General features: G+C 49.2%; 14 protein-coding genes. 8 read left to right on the forward strand and 6 right to left on the reverse strand.

Annotated elements, in window-relative coordinates; translation table 11 throughout:
• Positions 1 to 32: 32 nt before the first annotated feature.
• On the reverse strand, positions 33 to 1,136 hold the full coding sequence (gene dnaN, locus ELY33_RS09755) for a DNA polymerase III subunit beta (RefSeq protein ID WP_126947387.1): 1,104 nt from the start codon (positions 1,134 to 1,136) through the stop codon (positions 33 to 35).
• Positions 1,137 to 1,190: 54 nt separating this feature from the next.
• A complete protein-coding gene (dnaA, locus tag ELY33_RS09760) occupies positions 1,191 to 2,657 on the reverse strand; it encodes a chromosomal replication initiator protein DnaA (protein ID WP_126947390.1) in 1,467 nt (488 codons plus the stop codon).
• 533 nt (positions 2,658 to 3,190) lie between these two features.
• Between dnaA and rpmH the strand changes: the two genes are divergently transcribed.
• The 4 genes from rpmH (at position 3,191) to mnmE (ending at position 7,028) form a co-directional block, all read left to right on the forward strand.
• Positions 3,191 to 3,325, forward strand: a complete 135-nt coding sequence (gene rpmH / locus ELY33_RS09765; protein WP_009101657.1) for a 50S ribosomal protein L34 — start codon at positions 3,191 to 3,193, stop codon at positions 3,323 to 3,325.
• Between the two features lie 13 nt (positions 3,326 to 3,338).
• Entirely contained in the window at positions 3,339 to 3,740 is a 402-nt protein-coding gene (gene rnpA, locus ELY33_RS09770) for a ribonuclease P protein component (RefSeq protein ID WP_126947393.1), read from the forward strand.
• Positions 3,741 to 3,870: 130 nt separating this feature from the next.
• A complete protein-coding gene (gene yidC / locus ELY33_RS09775; RefSeq protein WP_126947396.1) occupies positions 3,871 to 5,556 on the forward strand; it encodes a membrane protein insertase YidC in 1,686 nt (561 codons plus the stop codon).
• Between the two features lie 101 nt (positions 5,557 to 5,657).
• Entirely contained in the window at positions 5,658 to 7,028 is a 1,371-nt protein-coding gene (mnmE, locus tag ELY33_RS09780) for a tRNA uridine-5-carboxymethylaminomethyl(34) synthesis GTPase MnmE (RefSeq protein WP_126947399.1), read from the forward strand.
• A 37-nt stretch (positions 7,029 to 7,065) separates the two neighbouring features.
• Here mnmE and ELY33_RS09785 read toward each other — a convergent pair whose 3' ends face one another.
• The 4 genes from ELY33_RS09785 to rdgB form a co-directional block, all read right to left on the reverse strand.
• Complete coding sequence (locus tag ELY33_RS09785) at positions 7,066 to 7,941, reverse strand: 23S rRNA (adenine(2030)-N(6))-methyltransferase RlmJ (protein WP_126947402.1); 876 nt, start codon at positions 7,939 to 7,941, stop codon at positions 7,066 to 7,068.
• Between the two features lie 89 nt (positions 7,942 to 8,030).
• Positions 8,031 to 8,705, reverse strand: coding sequence for a YiaD family glycine zipper/OmpA-like lipoprotein (locus ELY33_RS09790; protein ID WP_126947405.1), 675 nt, complete (start codon positions 8,703 to 8,705; stop codon positions 8,031 to 8,033).
• A gap of 48 nt (positions 8,706 to 8,753) precedes the next feature.
• Positions 8,754 to 9,923, reverse strand: a complete 1,170-nt coding sequence (hemW, locus tag ELY33_RS09795; protein WP_126947408.1) for a radical SAM family heme chaperone HemW — start codon at positions 9,921 to 9,923, stop codon at positions 8,754 to 8,756.
• Positions 9,916 to 10,524, reverse strand: coding sequence for an RdgB/HAM1 family non-canonical purine NTP pyrophosphatase (rdgB, locus tag ELY33_RS09800; protein WP_126947411.1), 609 nt, complete (start codon positions 10,522 to 10,524; stop codon positions 9,916 to 9,918). The genes hemW and rdgB overlap by 8 nt, the downstream gene beginning before the upstream one ends.
• Before the next feature lie 282 nt (positions 10,525 to 10,806).
• On the opposite strand from rdgB, the gene ELY33_RS09805 reads away from it, so the two are divergent.
• The 4 genes from ELY33_RS09805 (at position 10,807) to ELY33_RS09820 (ending at position 13,358) form a co-directional block, all read left to right on the forward strand.
• On the forward strand, positions 10,807 to 11,499 hold the full coding sequence (locus ELY33_RS09805) for a response regulator transcription factor (RefSeq protein ID WP_126947414.1): 693 nt from the start codon (positions 10,807 to 10,809) through the stop codon (positions 11,497 to 11,499).
• Positions 11,500 to 11,522: 23 nt separating this feature from the next.
• A complete protein-coding gene (locus ELY33_RS09810) occupies positions 11,523 to 12,038 on the forward strand; it encodes a CsgE family curli-type amyloid fiber assembly protein (protein WP_126947417.1) in 516 nt (171 codons plus the stop codon).
• The gene (locus tag ELY33_RS09815; RefSeq protein WP_126947419.1) at positions 12,038 to 12,454 is read left to right on the forward strand and encodes a curli assembly protein CsgF; all 417 of its coding nucleotides are present in this window, start codon (positions 12,038 to 12,040) and stop codon (positions 12,452 to 12,454) included. Before ELY33_RS09810 ends, ELY33_RS09815 begins: the two co-directional genes overlap by 1 nt.
• Before the next feature lie 73 nt (positions 12,455 to 12,527).
• Positions 12,528 to 13,358, forward strand: a complete 831-nt coding sequence (locus tag ELY33_RS09820) for a CsgG/HfaB family protein (protein ID WP_126947422.1) — start codon at positions 12,528 to 12,530, stop codon at positions 13,356 to 13,358.
• Positions 13,359 to 13,382: the final 24 nt, after the last annotated feature.

The following is a 13,382-nucleotide window of genomic DNA, read 5'->3' on the forward strand; positions in this document are numbered from 1 at the left end:
GAAGCGCCGCCCTCATTAGTAACCTGTAACGGTTATAACCGCATCGGCATAACAACGTAAAGCGCATCGCCACCACCGGGCTCTTCTAATAGCGCACTACTGTTGGGGTCCGCTAGCGTCATCTGCACTCGGTCTTCGTCTAGAACCGACAGTACATCTACTAAATAACCAACGTTAAAACCAACCTCCATGGCACCACCATTGTACTCAACAGCCACATTCTCTTCAGCTTCTTCCTGCTCAGGGTTGTTGGCCATCACCTTAAGGTTATTTTCCTCAAGATATAGCCGCACACCACGATATTTCTCATTAGAAAGAATAGCCGTACGTGAAAGCACCTGACGCAGTTCAGCACGCTCAGCAATCAGTACTTTGTCGCCATTGCGAGGTACCACGCGCTCATAATCAGGGAACTTGCCGTCAATCAGCTTAGAAGTAAACGTAAAGTCGCCTGTATGGGCGCGCACATGCGTTGAACTCAAGGTAAGACTTACTGGCTCATCACTGTCATCTAACAAACGGGAAAGCTCTAGAATGCCCTTACGCGGCACGATTAGCTTTTGCGCTTGGTCAACCACAATATCGATAGGCCGTGAACACATGGCTAAACGGTGTCCGTCTGTGGCCACGGTGCGCAATAAATTACTTTGAATCTCAAGCAGCATGCCATTTAGATAATAACGAACATCCTGCTGGGCCATTGCAAAAGACGTGGACTCAATCAAGTGCTTTAATGTACCTCTAGGAACGCTAAGTTCTTGACTACCATCAGTATCTTCAATGTTCGGAAACTCTGCGACGGGCAGTGTCGATAACGTAAAACGCGAACGGCCACTACGCAGTACAGCGCGCCCCTCTTCTACTGCCAGTTGGATCTCTGATTGATCAGGCAACGATTTACAGATATCCATCAGCTTACGAGCAGGCACCGTGGCAGCGCCCTCTTGATCTACTTGGCTAGCCACGGTTCGGCCTATTAGCTCTACTTCTAAGTCGGTACCGGTTAATGCTACCTGATCCCCTTCTACTTGGATCAGTACGTTAGAAAGTACTGGCAGCGTTTGGCGCCGTTCGACCACGCCCGCCACCAGAGTCAGCGGACGAAGCAGCGCTTCTCGGGAAATAGTAAATTTCATCGGTACTCCGGTTTCTATCCTGGAAGCCTACAGCGCAGGCCAAAACGATAACGGTTAACTAGTTAGCAGGCGAAGAAGATTTTTGTAGTCTTCACGAATATCGGCATTTTCTTCTTGCAGCGCTTTCACCTTGCGGCAAGCGTGCAAAACAGTCGTATGATCACGGCCACCAAAAGCATCGCCTATTTCAGGCAAGCTATGATTCGTCAGCTCTTTCGCTAGCGCCATAGCAACTTGCCGAGGCCGAGCAACAGAACGAGAACGACGCTTAGAAAGCAGGTCAGCAACTTTAATTTTGTAATATTCAGCAACCGTTCGCTGAATATTATCAACCCCTACCTGCTTATCTTGTAACGCCAATAGATCCTTAAGCGATTCTCGAATAAAGTCTTGGGTAATGGTTTTACCCATAAAATGCGAATCGGCAATGACCTTTTTCAGCGCACCTTCAAGCTCGCGAACGTTTGAGCGAATCTTCTGGGCAATAAAAAAAGCAGCGTCATGTGGAAGATCAACTTTCGCCTGATCTGCTTTTTTCATCAAAATAGCTACGCGGGTTTCAAGCTCCGGTGGCTCAATAGCTACTGTCAGACCCCAGCCAAAGCGTGATTTTAGACGTTCTTCTACACCGCTGATTTCTTTTGGGTAGCGGTCAGAGGTAAGAATCATTTGCTGCCCACCCTCTAACAACGCATTAAAGGTGTGGAAAAACTCTTCTTGCGAACGCTCTTTACCAGCAAAAAATTGAATATCATCAATAAGTAACGCATCAACGCTGCGATAAAAACGCTTGAAGTCGTTAATCGCGTTTAGCTGAAGGGCTTTCACCATATCTGCCACAAAACGCTCAGAGTGTAGATAAACCACACGGGCATTCTCACGGCGAGTTGCCAACGCGTTACCTACCGCGTGCATTAAGTGTGTTTTACCTAAGCCAACGCCACCGTACAAAAACAGTGGGTTGTAAGCACCACCAGGATTTTCAGAAACCTGACGCGATGCCGCTCGGGCAAGTTGGTTCGACTTACCCTCAACAAATGTATCAAAGGTAAAATTAGGATTAAGGCCGCTACCATGTTTCAGACTACCTTCAACCTGTACTTGGCGCTCATTACTGCGCCGAGTCGATGACGCTTCCCGCAGTTGATCAATTTCACGCTCATCAGCAAGGTCTCCCCTTGGCGGTGTATGAACCGCGGGCGATGCCTGCCTAGAAGGAGACGCAGAGACCGGATTACCTAAATCTCTTGGCTGAGGGGCAGGCGCTGCCACACGGCGGCTACCTACTGTCAAACTGACTTTGGGAGGTTTGGATGGCGCGAGTTCACGCATCAGCTCACTGATACGCTTTGAATACTTATCACTCACCCAGTCGCGCACAAAGCGATTCGGCGCCAACAAGCGCAGCTCATTGGTTTCTCCTTCTTCTGCCTGCAGCGGACGTATCCAGGTATTGAACTGCTGTGAATTCAGTTCGTCCTGCAGGTAGTCCAGGCACTGTTGCCAAAGCGCGAGTGACACTCATCTCACCATCGGTTGAAAACGGCCGACCATTGTAGCGCCCAACGGAGTGGTTATCCACACGCACTACCACCTCTTTTTGCCCTGTGGACAACTATTCGTAAGGGATAAGGAAAACTGGTAATGGATCGAGGACAAAACGGATTAGCTATGTTTTATAACCTGTTGAACACACCTAATTAACAGTTTATTTAAGGCTTATACGAAGGTTATGCACAGATTTTTTATGATTTTAAGATATTGATATAAATCAGATAAAATGGCTTATCCACAATTAGTATCCCCACTATTAATAACAATAGATTTTAAATAACTCTATTAGTAATAGTAGTGTCACGACAAGAAGCCAACATCGCAATCTACGAAGAGACGCCATTGCCTTTTTCATGCTTTTTATGCAAGGAAAAATTGCACCTGACGCGGGAAGTCTCTACAATTTCCGGTCTTGAATTGAAACTCCCCGGCTGGTTCCTCACTGGACCGGGTCTTTTGGAATTCACTTTCCGTCCTAAACCACGTGGGAATAACGAGTTATGAAACGCACTTTTCAACCCAGCGTTCTCAAGCGCAAGCGCGCGCATGGCTTCCGTGCTCGTATGGCAACCAAAAACGGCCGTGCCGTTATTTCACGCCGTCGCGCCAAAGGCCGCAAGCGTCTGAGCGCCTGATCTCGGATTGCGTGTGCCGCATCAAGGCTTTCCCCGGTGCTTACGTTTGCTGAACGCCGGGGACTTTAGTCACGTGTTTGAACAAGCAGACCTCAAAGTTCATGGCAAAGGTATGATGGCGTTAGCGCGTCTGAGTACCCGGGGGCATCCCCGCGTTGGACTGGTGGTCAGCAAAAAGAATGTGAAGCTCGCTGTTGATCGTAACCGCTTCAAGCGACTCGTTAGAGAATCCGTTCGCCTCCGTCAAGATCACTTTCCCTCTGTGGATATCGTGGTACTGGCAAAACGTGGTGCACACGATATCGACAACGAAACGTTTACTCGCCAACTAAATGGCATGTGGAAACGGCTTCAGCGCGACGCACAGGCGGTGCCTGCATCTTCCCCGCCTAACGGCGTAACACGTGACGCTTGACGACACACCTCGCCGCTCGACCTCGGCCTGCCGTCTGGCAGGCTTTCGTGTGTCATGGGTCGAGCAAATGAGGTCAAGCAAAATGACACTGCGCCATTAGCATGTTCACCACCCATCGGGCAGAACCCTCATGGACGTAAAACGACTTTTATTACTGATTCCACTGGCAGTACTTGCCTACTTATTGGTTGTGCAGTGGAATCAGGATTATGGGCAAATTAGCGTTGATTCGACGCCTGATATTACCCAAAGCAGCAACGGCCCATCCGCCAACAATAGTGGCAGTGATGATTTTTCGGTTCCTAGCTCTTCAGCTCCTCAAAATGCCATCAGTGAGGGCATGCCCGGGGAAGCGGAAAGCAACTCGTCAAGCCGAGACTTCATTGCTGTTACCACTGACGTTCTCGACGTACGTATTGATCCACACGGTGGCGACATTGTGTACGCTGCCCTAACGCAGCATAAGTTAACGCTAGATTCAGACCGCAACTATGTACTGCTCTCTGATAACTCAACGCGTAGCTATGTCGCCCGGTCAGGTCTTCAACTAGACGGCCAAGCTAGCCGTGTTGCCTTCACACCAGAGCGTACTGAGTACCGCTTGGGCAATGACGAAGAACGGCTAAGTGTTGACTTAACGGCGGAAGTTAATGGCGTTGAGGTTATCAAGCGGTTGACGTTTGAACGTGGCAACTACGCGGTCAACGTTAGCTACTATTTGGCTAACAACACCGAATCGCCGGTTAGCGCTCGCTTTATTGGCCAGCTGGCTCGCGATAATAGTCCTGACCCTTCAAGCGGTGTTGCGATGGGTATGAACTCTTATCTGGGAGCTGCCTACTCAACGCCGGACGCGCGCTACGAGAAGATCGACTTTGACGATATTCAAAGCCGTAACTTCGAAAACCGTGAAGCGCAGGGTGGTTGGATCGCGATGATCCAGCACTATTTCGTGTCTGCTTGGGCACCGGCGCAAAATCAGCAAAACCTCTACTACGTCACTACCGATTCACGTGATCGTAATGTCGTAGCGTTCGCTGGACCCACTAGCAGTGTAGCCGCTAACGGCGAGGCAACCTTAAGCGCTACGCTATACATGGGGCCAAAAGTTCAAGACTACCTTGAGCAAGTCGCTCCAAACTTACGCCTAACGGTGGATTACGGTTGGCTGTGGTTTATTGCCAACCCGTTGTTCTGGTTACTCGATAAGATCCACGACATCGTTGGCAACTGGGGCTGGTCAATTGTACTGCTGACCGTATTAGTGAAATTAGTGCTATTCCCGCTATCCGCCAAAGCCTACAAGTCGATGGCGCGTATGCGTAAGCTTGGCCCGGAAATGCAGCGTCTCAAAGAGATGTACGGCGATGATCGCCAAAAAATGTCTCAAGAAATGATGAAGTTCTACCAGAAGGAAAAGATCAATCCTCTGGGCGGCTGTTTACCTATTCTGGTGCAAATGCCGGTCTTTATCGCGCTGTATTGGATGTTGCTTGAATCTGTTGAGCTGCGCCATGCGCCGTTCATGTTCTGGATTCAAGATCTGTCGGTTAAAGATCCGTACTTTATTCTGCCTATCCTAATGGGGATCTCGATGTTCGTTCAGCAAATGCTGAACCCGACACCACCCGACCCCATGCAGGCGAAGATCATGAAGATGCTGCCGATTATCTTCACCTTCTTCTTCCTGTGGTTCCCAGCAGGTCTGGTTATCTACTGGGTCGTCAACAACATCATCTCGGTGGCGCAGCAATACCTAATTACGCGCAATATCGAGAATGATCCAAGTGTCGGCAAAGGGATGCGAACCAAGTAACTTGCGCCCTACTCCTACTACCAGACCCCCGCCTTAGCGGGGGTCTGGCGTTTTAAAATGAACAACGCGACAATCTTTGCCATACACCAACGAGAAGCGCCATGGCCGATCGACTTTACAATCAAGACACCATTACCGCTCTGGCAACCCCTCCTGGCCGGGGCGGTGTTGGCATTATTCGTGTCTCAGGCCCTGCCAGCCGCGATATCGCTACCGCCATACTTGGCCAGTGCCCTTCACCTCGTTACGCTCACTACGGCCCGTTTCACGCCGCTGAGAGCATTATTGATGAAGGTATTGCCCTGCTGTTCAATGGACCCTACTCATTTACCGGTGAGGACGTACTTGAACTGCAAGGGCATGGCGGGCCAGTTATTATGGATATGCTGCTTGAACGCTGTCTCCAGCTTGGCGCACGACTCGCCCGCCCTGGTGAATTTTCAGAACGTGCTTTTCTAAACGACAAGCTGGATCTAGCCCAAGCAGAAGCCATTGCCGATCTGATAGATGCCACCTCCCGTTCCGCTGCCGAAAATGCCGTGCGCTCGTTGCAGGGCGAATTTTCCCAGCGCATCACGGCATTAGTGGAGCGACTCATCGAACTGCGGGTCTACGTCGAAGCGGCGATTGACTTTCCAGAAGAGGAAATCGACTTTTTAGCCGATGGTCACGTCGCCAACCGGCTAGAAAGCGTTCAGCAAGCGCTAACAGCGGTTCGCAAAGCCGCAGGCCAAGGGGCACTGTTACGCGAAGGAATGAGCGTGGTGATTGCCGGGCGACCTAATGCGGGCAAGTCTAGCTTACTCAACGCACTGACCGAACAAGATACCGCCATTGTGACGGATATTGCCGGCACCACCCGTGACGTGCTGCGGGAATATATTCATATTGATGGTATGCCACTGCATATTATTGACACCGCAGGGCTGCGCGACACCCCCGATGCCGTAGAGAAAATCGGCGTTGCTCGGGCCTGGGAAGAGATCGAAAAAGCCGACCGCGTGTTGCTATTGGTCGATGCATCCACCACCGATGCTACCGACCCGATGACCATTTGGCCGGAATTTGTCGCCAGACTCCCCGATCAAACGCGCCTGACACTGGTGCGAAATAAAATCGATACCAACGCTGAACAAGCTGGAATTGATTTATCCACAACCACACCAACGATCAGACTTTCCGCGAAAACCGGTAGGGGTGTGGATAATTTAAAAACTCATTTAAAAGACATCATGGGCTTTTCTGCGACCACCGAAGGGCGCTTCTCAGCGCGTCGCCGCCATTTAGATGCCTTAGATCGCGCGATGATTTCACTGGAAACAGGGCGCTCTCAACTAGATGGCTACGGCGCTGGAGAATTACTCGCAGAAGACCTACGTGACGCCCAACAAGCGCTAGGTGAAATTACCGGTGAATTTAGCGCTGACGATCTGCTTGGCGAAATTTTCGGCAGCTTTTGTATTGGTAAATGATCATCTGCCCTCGGAAATGACGAGTAGTCATCACACGCTACTCGCCTACCAGCCACTCTGACCGATAACGACTCTCTGAGCCTAGCAGCGGTGTAAAGTTTGCCATCGCCGCCGCTAGACGCTCATCTAGCCCCCAGGGCGGGTTAATCACCAGCATTCCACTGCCGTACATGCCATGGCTATTCTCATTGGGTATAAAACGCTGAAGTTCACTGCACCAAATTTTACGAATGCCGCTCTCCCTCAAACCATCTAGTAACGTGTGGTGGTTACCTGCCGGTAGCAGTGGATACCACACCAGCAGCACCGCATGCCGCGCCTTGGCATGGCTGTAAGACACCGCATCAACCACTTCCTGATATTCCACTTTGCGTTCATAACTAGGATCAATCAACACGCACAAGCGAGGCGTTGCAACAGGCACAAGCGCGCTTAAGCCTGCTAAACCATCTCCATAAATACGCTGCGCCTGCGAAGGAAGCGACTGTGTACTTAAGTGTTCGTGCTCGCCAGGATGAAGCTCAAATAGCGTAAGGCGATCTTGTTCACGCAGCGGCTGAGAGAGCCACCAAGGCGAGCCTGGGTAATGGGTAAACTCAGAATGACTAAGTTCGGAATGGTCGAACTCAGAAACATAGGGTTGAGCAGTTCTTAACGTGGCTAGCCAACTACGTAATAACGGGTCAGTTAGTTGTTCGCTCGCTTGCCATAAGGGCCAAATGCCCTCGCGGTATTCTTGAAGCTGCTGCGTCTCTTTCGTGCTCAATGGATAGAGACCTCGTCCCGCATGAGTATCTATATATGTAATAGCTGTTTTTTTACGTAATAGATAATCAACCACCGCGTAAAGGGTTAAATGTTTCTGCACATCGGCGAAGTTACCGGCATGGTAAGCGTGTTGGTAAGACAGCATAGTCACTCGCTAACAATGAATCGAAAAAAAGCCCGCTATGTGAGCATAGCGGGCGTTTATCGGCAATGCCGAGATTAGCTTATAAAGCGTTAACCTTGACCATTTCCCGTTGGGGTTAACGTAATTTCAACACGACGGTTTTGTGCACGGCCTTGGTCTGAATCGTTGCTAGCAACCGGCTGATTAGCTCCGTATCCCATAGTGTTTAACCGAGCAGTGGATACGCCATTTTGGCTAAGGTAATTACCTACCGACTGGGCACGCCGTTCAGACAGGCGCTGGTTATAACTTGCATCGCCAGTGCTATCAGTGTGGCCAGCAATATTAACGCGAGTATCTTGGTACTCGGTGAGTACGTTCGCCACTTGGTTAAGAGAGTTACGTGCCTCGCTGGTAAGGTCGGCCGAGTCGAAACCAAAGGTAACGCCGCTGGGCATATTAAGCACAATGTCGTCACCGCGACGATCAATCTCGATACGCGAGCCCTGGAGATTTTGGCGCAGCTGTTGCTCCTGGCGATCCATGTATACACCCACACCGGCACCCGCTGCAGCACCCACCGCTGCGCCAATCAATGCGCGGTCACGTCGGCTAGTGCTGCTATCGCCAGATAGTGCACCGGCAGCCGCCCCAATGGCCGCGCCAATCCCAGATCCCATCGCAGTGCTAGAGCGCTGCGTTTGACCGCCATAAGGGTCCGAGGTGGCACAACCAGCCAACAAAATGGCAGCCGCCAGCGGGGTCAGTAGTCGAGAAATACGCATCACTCACTCCTTGATAATCTTTAAGGTAATTGCTTTATATATCACTGATTACTCATCGCTTATTAGTGTCAGCAATTCGTTCAAGAATAATAGACCTTGAGGCGATGCACGCAGCTTTTTAGGCATTTCCATCAAAAGTCCTTTTTCGTACGCGCTTTGTAACCGATCAAGTAACATGGAGGTGGGCAATCCTGTATAGGCCGTCCAGACATCCATTGCTACCCCATCCGTTAAGCGTAACGCGTTCATTGCGAATTCAAGGGGCAGTTCTTCTATCGCTATCGGTTGTTTGCCAGCCACGAAGCCACGCGGATCATTTGAACGGCGTAGATACGCCTCTGGCTGACGTGTTTTCCAGCGTCTTTCAATATGACGTGCTCCCTGGCTATCAACCGTCGTCAGCTTTCCATGAGCACCCGCACCGATTCCTAAATAATCGCCAAACTGCCAATAGTTGATGTTGTGGCGACTTTGCTGACCTTGCTTCGCATAAGCGGAGATTTCATAGCGCCGCAAACCGGCTTGCTCAAGACGATGATGCCCAGCTTCCTGAATATCCCAAAGAGCCTCTTCTTCTGGCAACACCGGCGGGTGAGAGAAAAACGCCGTATTGGGTTCAAGCGTTAACTGATACCAGGAGAGATGCTCTGGATTCAAAGACAATGCTTGATCGATATCCTCCATCGCTTGAACCGGGGTTTGCTTGGGTAACCCATGCATTAAATCAATATTGAGATTATCAAACCCCGCCTCACGCGCCTGGTGAACGGCGTTGACTGCTTCTTGGCCGCTATGAATACGCCCCAACGCACTAAGCTGTTCAGGCCGAAAGCTTTGAACTCCCAACGACAACCGATTGATGCCGGCGTCTCGATAACCAATAAAGCGCTGCTGCTCAGTCGTGCCAGGATTTGCTTCTAGCGTGATTTCAATAGCAGAAGAGAACGGCAATCGATGACGTATCTCTTTAAATAGTTGATCATAAAAGGCTGGCGAAAGCAGGCTTGGCGTGCCCCCACCGATAAATATGGTTTGGATCTCTCTTTCACATGCTAAGGATAAATCACCATCCAAATCATTGAGCAGCGCTTTTAGATAAGCGGCTTCAGGCAGCTCATCGGTGCTTGACTCATGGGAATTAAAGTCGCAATACGGGCACTTACGTACACACCATGGCGTATGGATATAAAGGGATAAGGGAGGCAACGGCTCAGCCATGTGCCACCTTCAACAACTCGGCTAAGCCCTGTAATGCACGGCCACGATGACTAAGGCGATTTTTGGTTTCGCTGGGCAACTCGGCAACGCTCATGCCTTGATCCGGCAGCCAGAAAAGTGAGTCATAGCCAAAACCACCGTTACCGCGGGGGTGCGCCAGAATCTCACCTTCCCAGCTACGTTGCACAATAACGGGCACAGGATCTTCTGCATGACGCAAGTACACTAATACACACCAATAACGCCCACTACGTTGCCCTTCAGCATAGCTACTTAACGACGCTAATAACTTTTCATTGTTTCGCTCATCACTTTTAGGTTCACCCGCATAACGCGCTGAATAGATTCCCGGCGCACCGTGGAGGGCATCCACTTCAAGTCCAGAATCATCTGCCAATGCAGGCAAGCCACTGATTTTACTCGCTTCACGAGCTTTCAGTAGCGCGTTTTCTACAAAGGTAAGCCCCGTTTCGTCTACATCTTGCACACCAAATTCAGCTTGCGGACGCACGTCTAGCCCAAGGGGTGCTAGTAATTGATTGAATTCTCTTAGCTTTCCTACATTTCCGCTGGCTAAAACTAAGGTACTGGGCGAGGCCATAGCGATATCTCCAAAAGGAAGGTAATGAGACTACATAAATCGAAATTACTTCTAAAGCAGATTATTTGTCACTAAATTAAATCGTTAAAAATTAATTTAACTATCACTTATATTAATAATAAATAATATGGAAAACATTTACTTAGCCATTATATACCAGAATATTATAACCATATTCAAATTTAGCTTATCAAATTTCTAATAACAAAACTTTACGAAATGTATCTTATAAGCAACACTTTAAAATCTCTGCTCACTCTTTCTTTCTACGAGGGCTTCCCGATGCCACAGGAAAAAACCATAGGTTTGGTGTATCTCATCACCGAAAAAAGTCCACAGTCACAGCTTTTTGCAGACTATTTACACGACCACGCCAACTGCTCGATTAGCATTTACTCGCCAGACGCCACCCTACCGTCTTCACCGGTCGAAAAACTGCTCATCCTCATCGACAGTGACCATATTAGTGTAGAAGCATTGCCAGACTGGCAGGAAAAATTGCCAGAAACGCTGACAAAAACCCCTCTTGCAGCCTTTAATATTCGCGATATGGATCATGCGCTGGAAGCTCTCTCGTGCGCTCAGCTAAAGGGGGTATTTTATCGTAACGAGACTTTAGAAGTATTTTGCAAAGGTATCCACGCATTACTCGATGATGAATTGTGGATGTCTCGGGATTTAATGGCACGGCTAATTCTTTTTTATCGTAAATATCAAAGCAATGCGTTCCGCCCAGCCTGCGGGTTAACTAACCGAGAGATGGAAATCATCTCTTTGTTAAGTGCTGGCTCTTCTAATCAGCAAATTGCCGACAAGTTGTTTGTGAGTGAACACACGGTTAAGTCCCATCTCTATAACATTTTCCGCAAAATAAATGTGCATAACCGAATTCAAGCACTTAACTGGATCCACCAAAACCTTGGGCCGATTCTGCCCAACATCGAAACTGCACGTAGCTTACAACGCCATCGGTAGATTTTTCCAAAGGTAATATCCCTATGAATTTACGCTGTTATTTACGGGTTATTGGTATCAGTTTTTGCGTATTGACAACCGACATATTCGCCAATGAGCCAACCCGTACTTCCACCTCATCAGCGGCAAGTGAGCAGGCAGAAGTCGAAGCTATCAACCAACTATCAAGCCCTGATGGCCCAGAAGTTCAAGGTCGCCAGAACGGAGGTAGCGAGCTAACCGGAATTCTTGTTGACCGCACCGTCACTATGGCAGGCAAAACCTTCTACCGCGCTTTCAGCCAGCAGGCAATGGATAACCTCATTATTGGTAATGCCACGATTACCATTCAAGAACGCCCAGATGCCCGCTGGGGCAGCCAAATTGCCATCGTAGAAGGCAACCGGATGTACTTTAGAACACAGCTATCACCCAGGATTAGCGAAGCTGACCGTGTAGCAGGAGAAGCTGTAGAAACTGTTGAGGAAGCGCTTATCCAGCAGCAGCTGGCATCTGCCCTCACCTCAGATAAAGACTTGGGAAAAGAGGAGTTATTCTAATGAGAACCCACAGAAAAATCCGCTCCACTGCGTTCATCATATTGATGGGAATAGGTGTTCACGCACATTCGGGCGAATTGGTTTATCAACCGATTAACCCTTCTTTTGGCGGAGACCCGTTTGTAGGTAGTTATCTATTAGGCAAAGCCCAAGCCCAGGATACAAATACCGACCCAAACGTCAGTAGGCTTAATCCAACCTCAGCAACCGACAGACTACTACAAAGTTTAGAAAGTAGGCTGATTTCACAACTCATTGCTGATGTAAGCTCTGGAGATGTTACTGAAGGAAGTTTCGATAGTGGTGACTTCGGCGTTGTCGTTAGTGACAATAGCGGGCAGCTAGTCGTACGTGTTGTGGATAAAGTCACTGGCGATATAACAGAGATCAGTGTTGGCGGTTTATTTAACCCTTAATAAAAAAAATTAATGTCAATCGCTAAAAACCAGCAATAACGATTAACGCACTTTGCTTTGCCAGGGGAACACTATGAAAATTATCGCCTCAATTGTCATCGCTAGCCTGCTGAGTGGCTGCGCAGGAATGGTGGCAACGTCTGAAAATTTAGAAGGAGCTGAGGCAACGCTTACGCCCAGAGGGGCTACGTATCAAGACCTTGTATCTCTCCCGCCACCTTCCGGAAAGATCTTTGTCTCTGTGTATGATTTCCGCGACCAAACAGGGCAATACCGACCTGCTCCCGCCAGCACGTTTTCGACGGCGGTCACTCAGGGGGCGGCTGCAATGCTCACCGGTGCCCTGAGTGACTCTGGCTGGTTTATTCCACTTGAGCGGGTTGGGCTACAAAACTTATTGACTGAACGGCGTATTATTCGCGCAGAATTTGAACGCTTTGGCCAACCGGATACGCTGCCATCGTTAAGGGCTGCCTCGGTTATGTTGGAAGGCGGCATTATCGCCTACGAATCAAACGTGCGAACTGGCGGCGCCGGGGCTGAATATTTTGGCATTGGGGCGTCAGGCCAGTACCAGGTAGATCAGGTAACGGTTAATTTACGCGCGGTGGAAATATCAACCGGTGAAATATTAGCCAACGTCACCACTACCAAGACAATCTACTCAAAAGAGCTACGGGCAGGGGTTTACCGCTTTATCGACTTTAGGCGTTTACTGGAGGCTGAAGTTGGTATAACTACCAATGAACCTGTGCAACTCGCGGTAATGTCAGCGATAGAGTCTGCTGTCATTCATCTTGTAGCAAGGGGTATCGAGAATAGGTTATGGAATCTTTCTCCCGAAACCGATATTCAACAAACCATCTTGAACGATTACCTTAACGCATCGATACCTATGCTTTAAAAAATAACAATCAAAGGAAACATA

It is taken from the genome of Vreelandella andesensis, from assembly GCF_003989795.1.
GTDB lineage: Bacteria > Pseudomonadota > Gammaproteobacteria > Pseudomonadales > Halomonadaceae > Vreelandella > Vreelandella andesensis.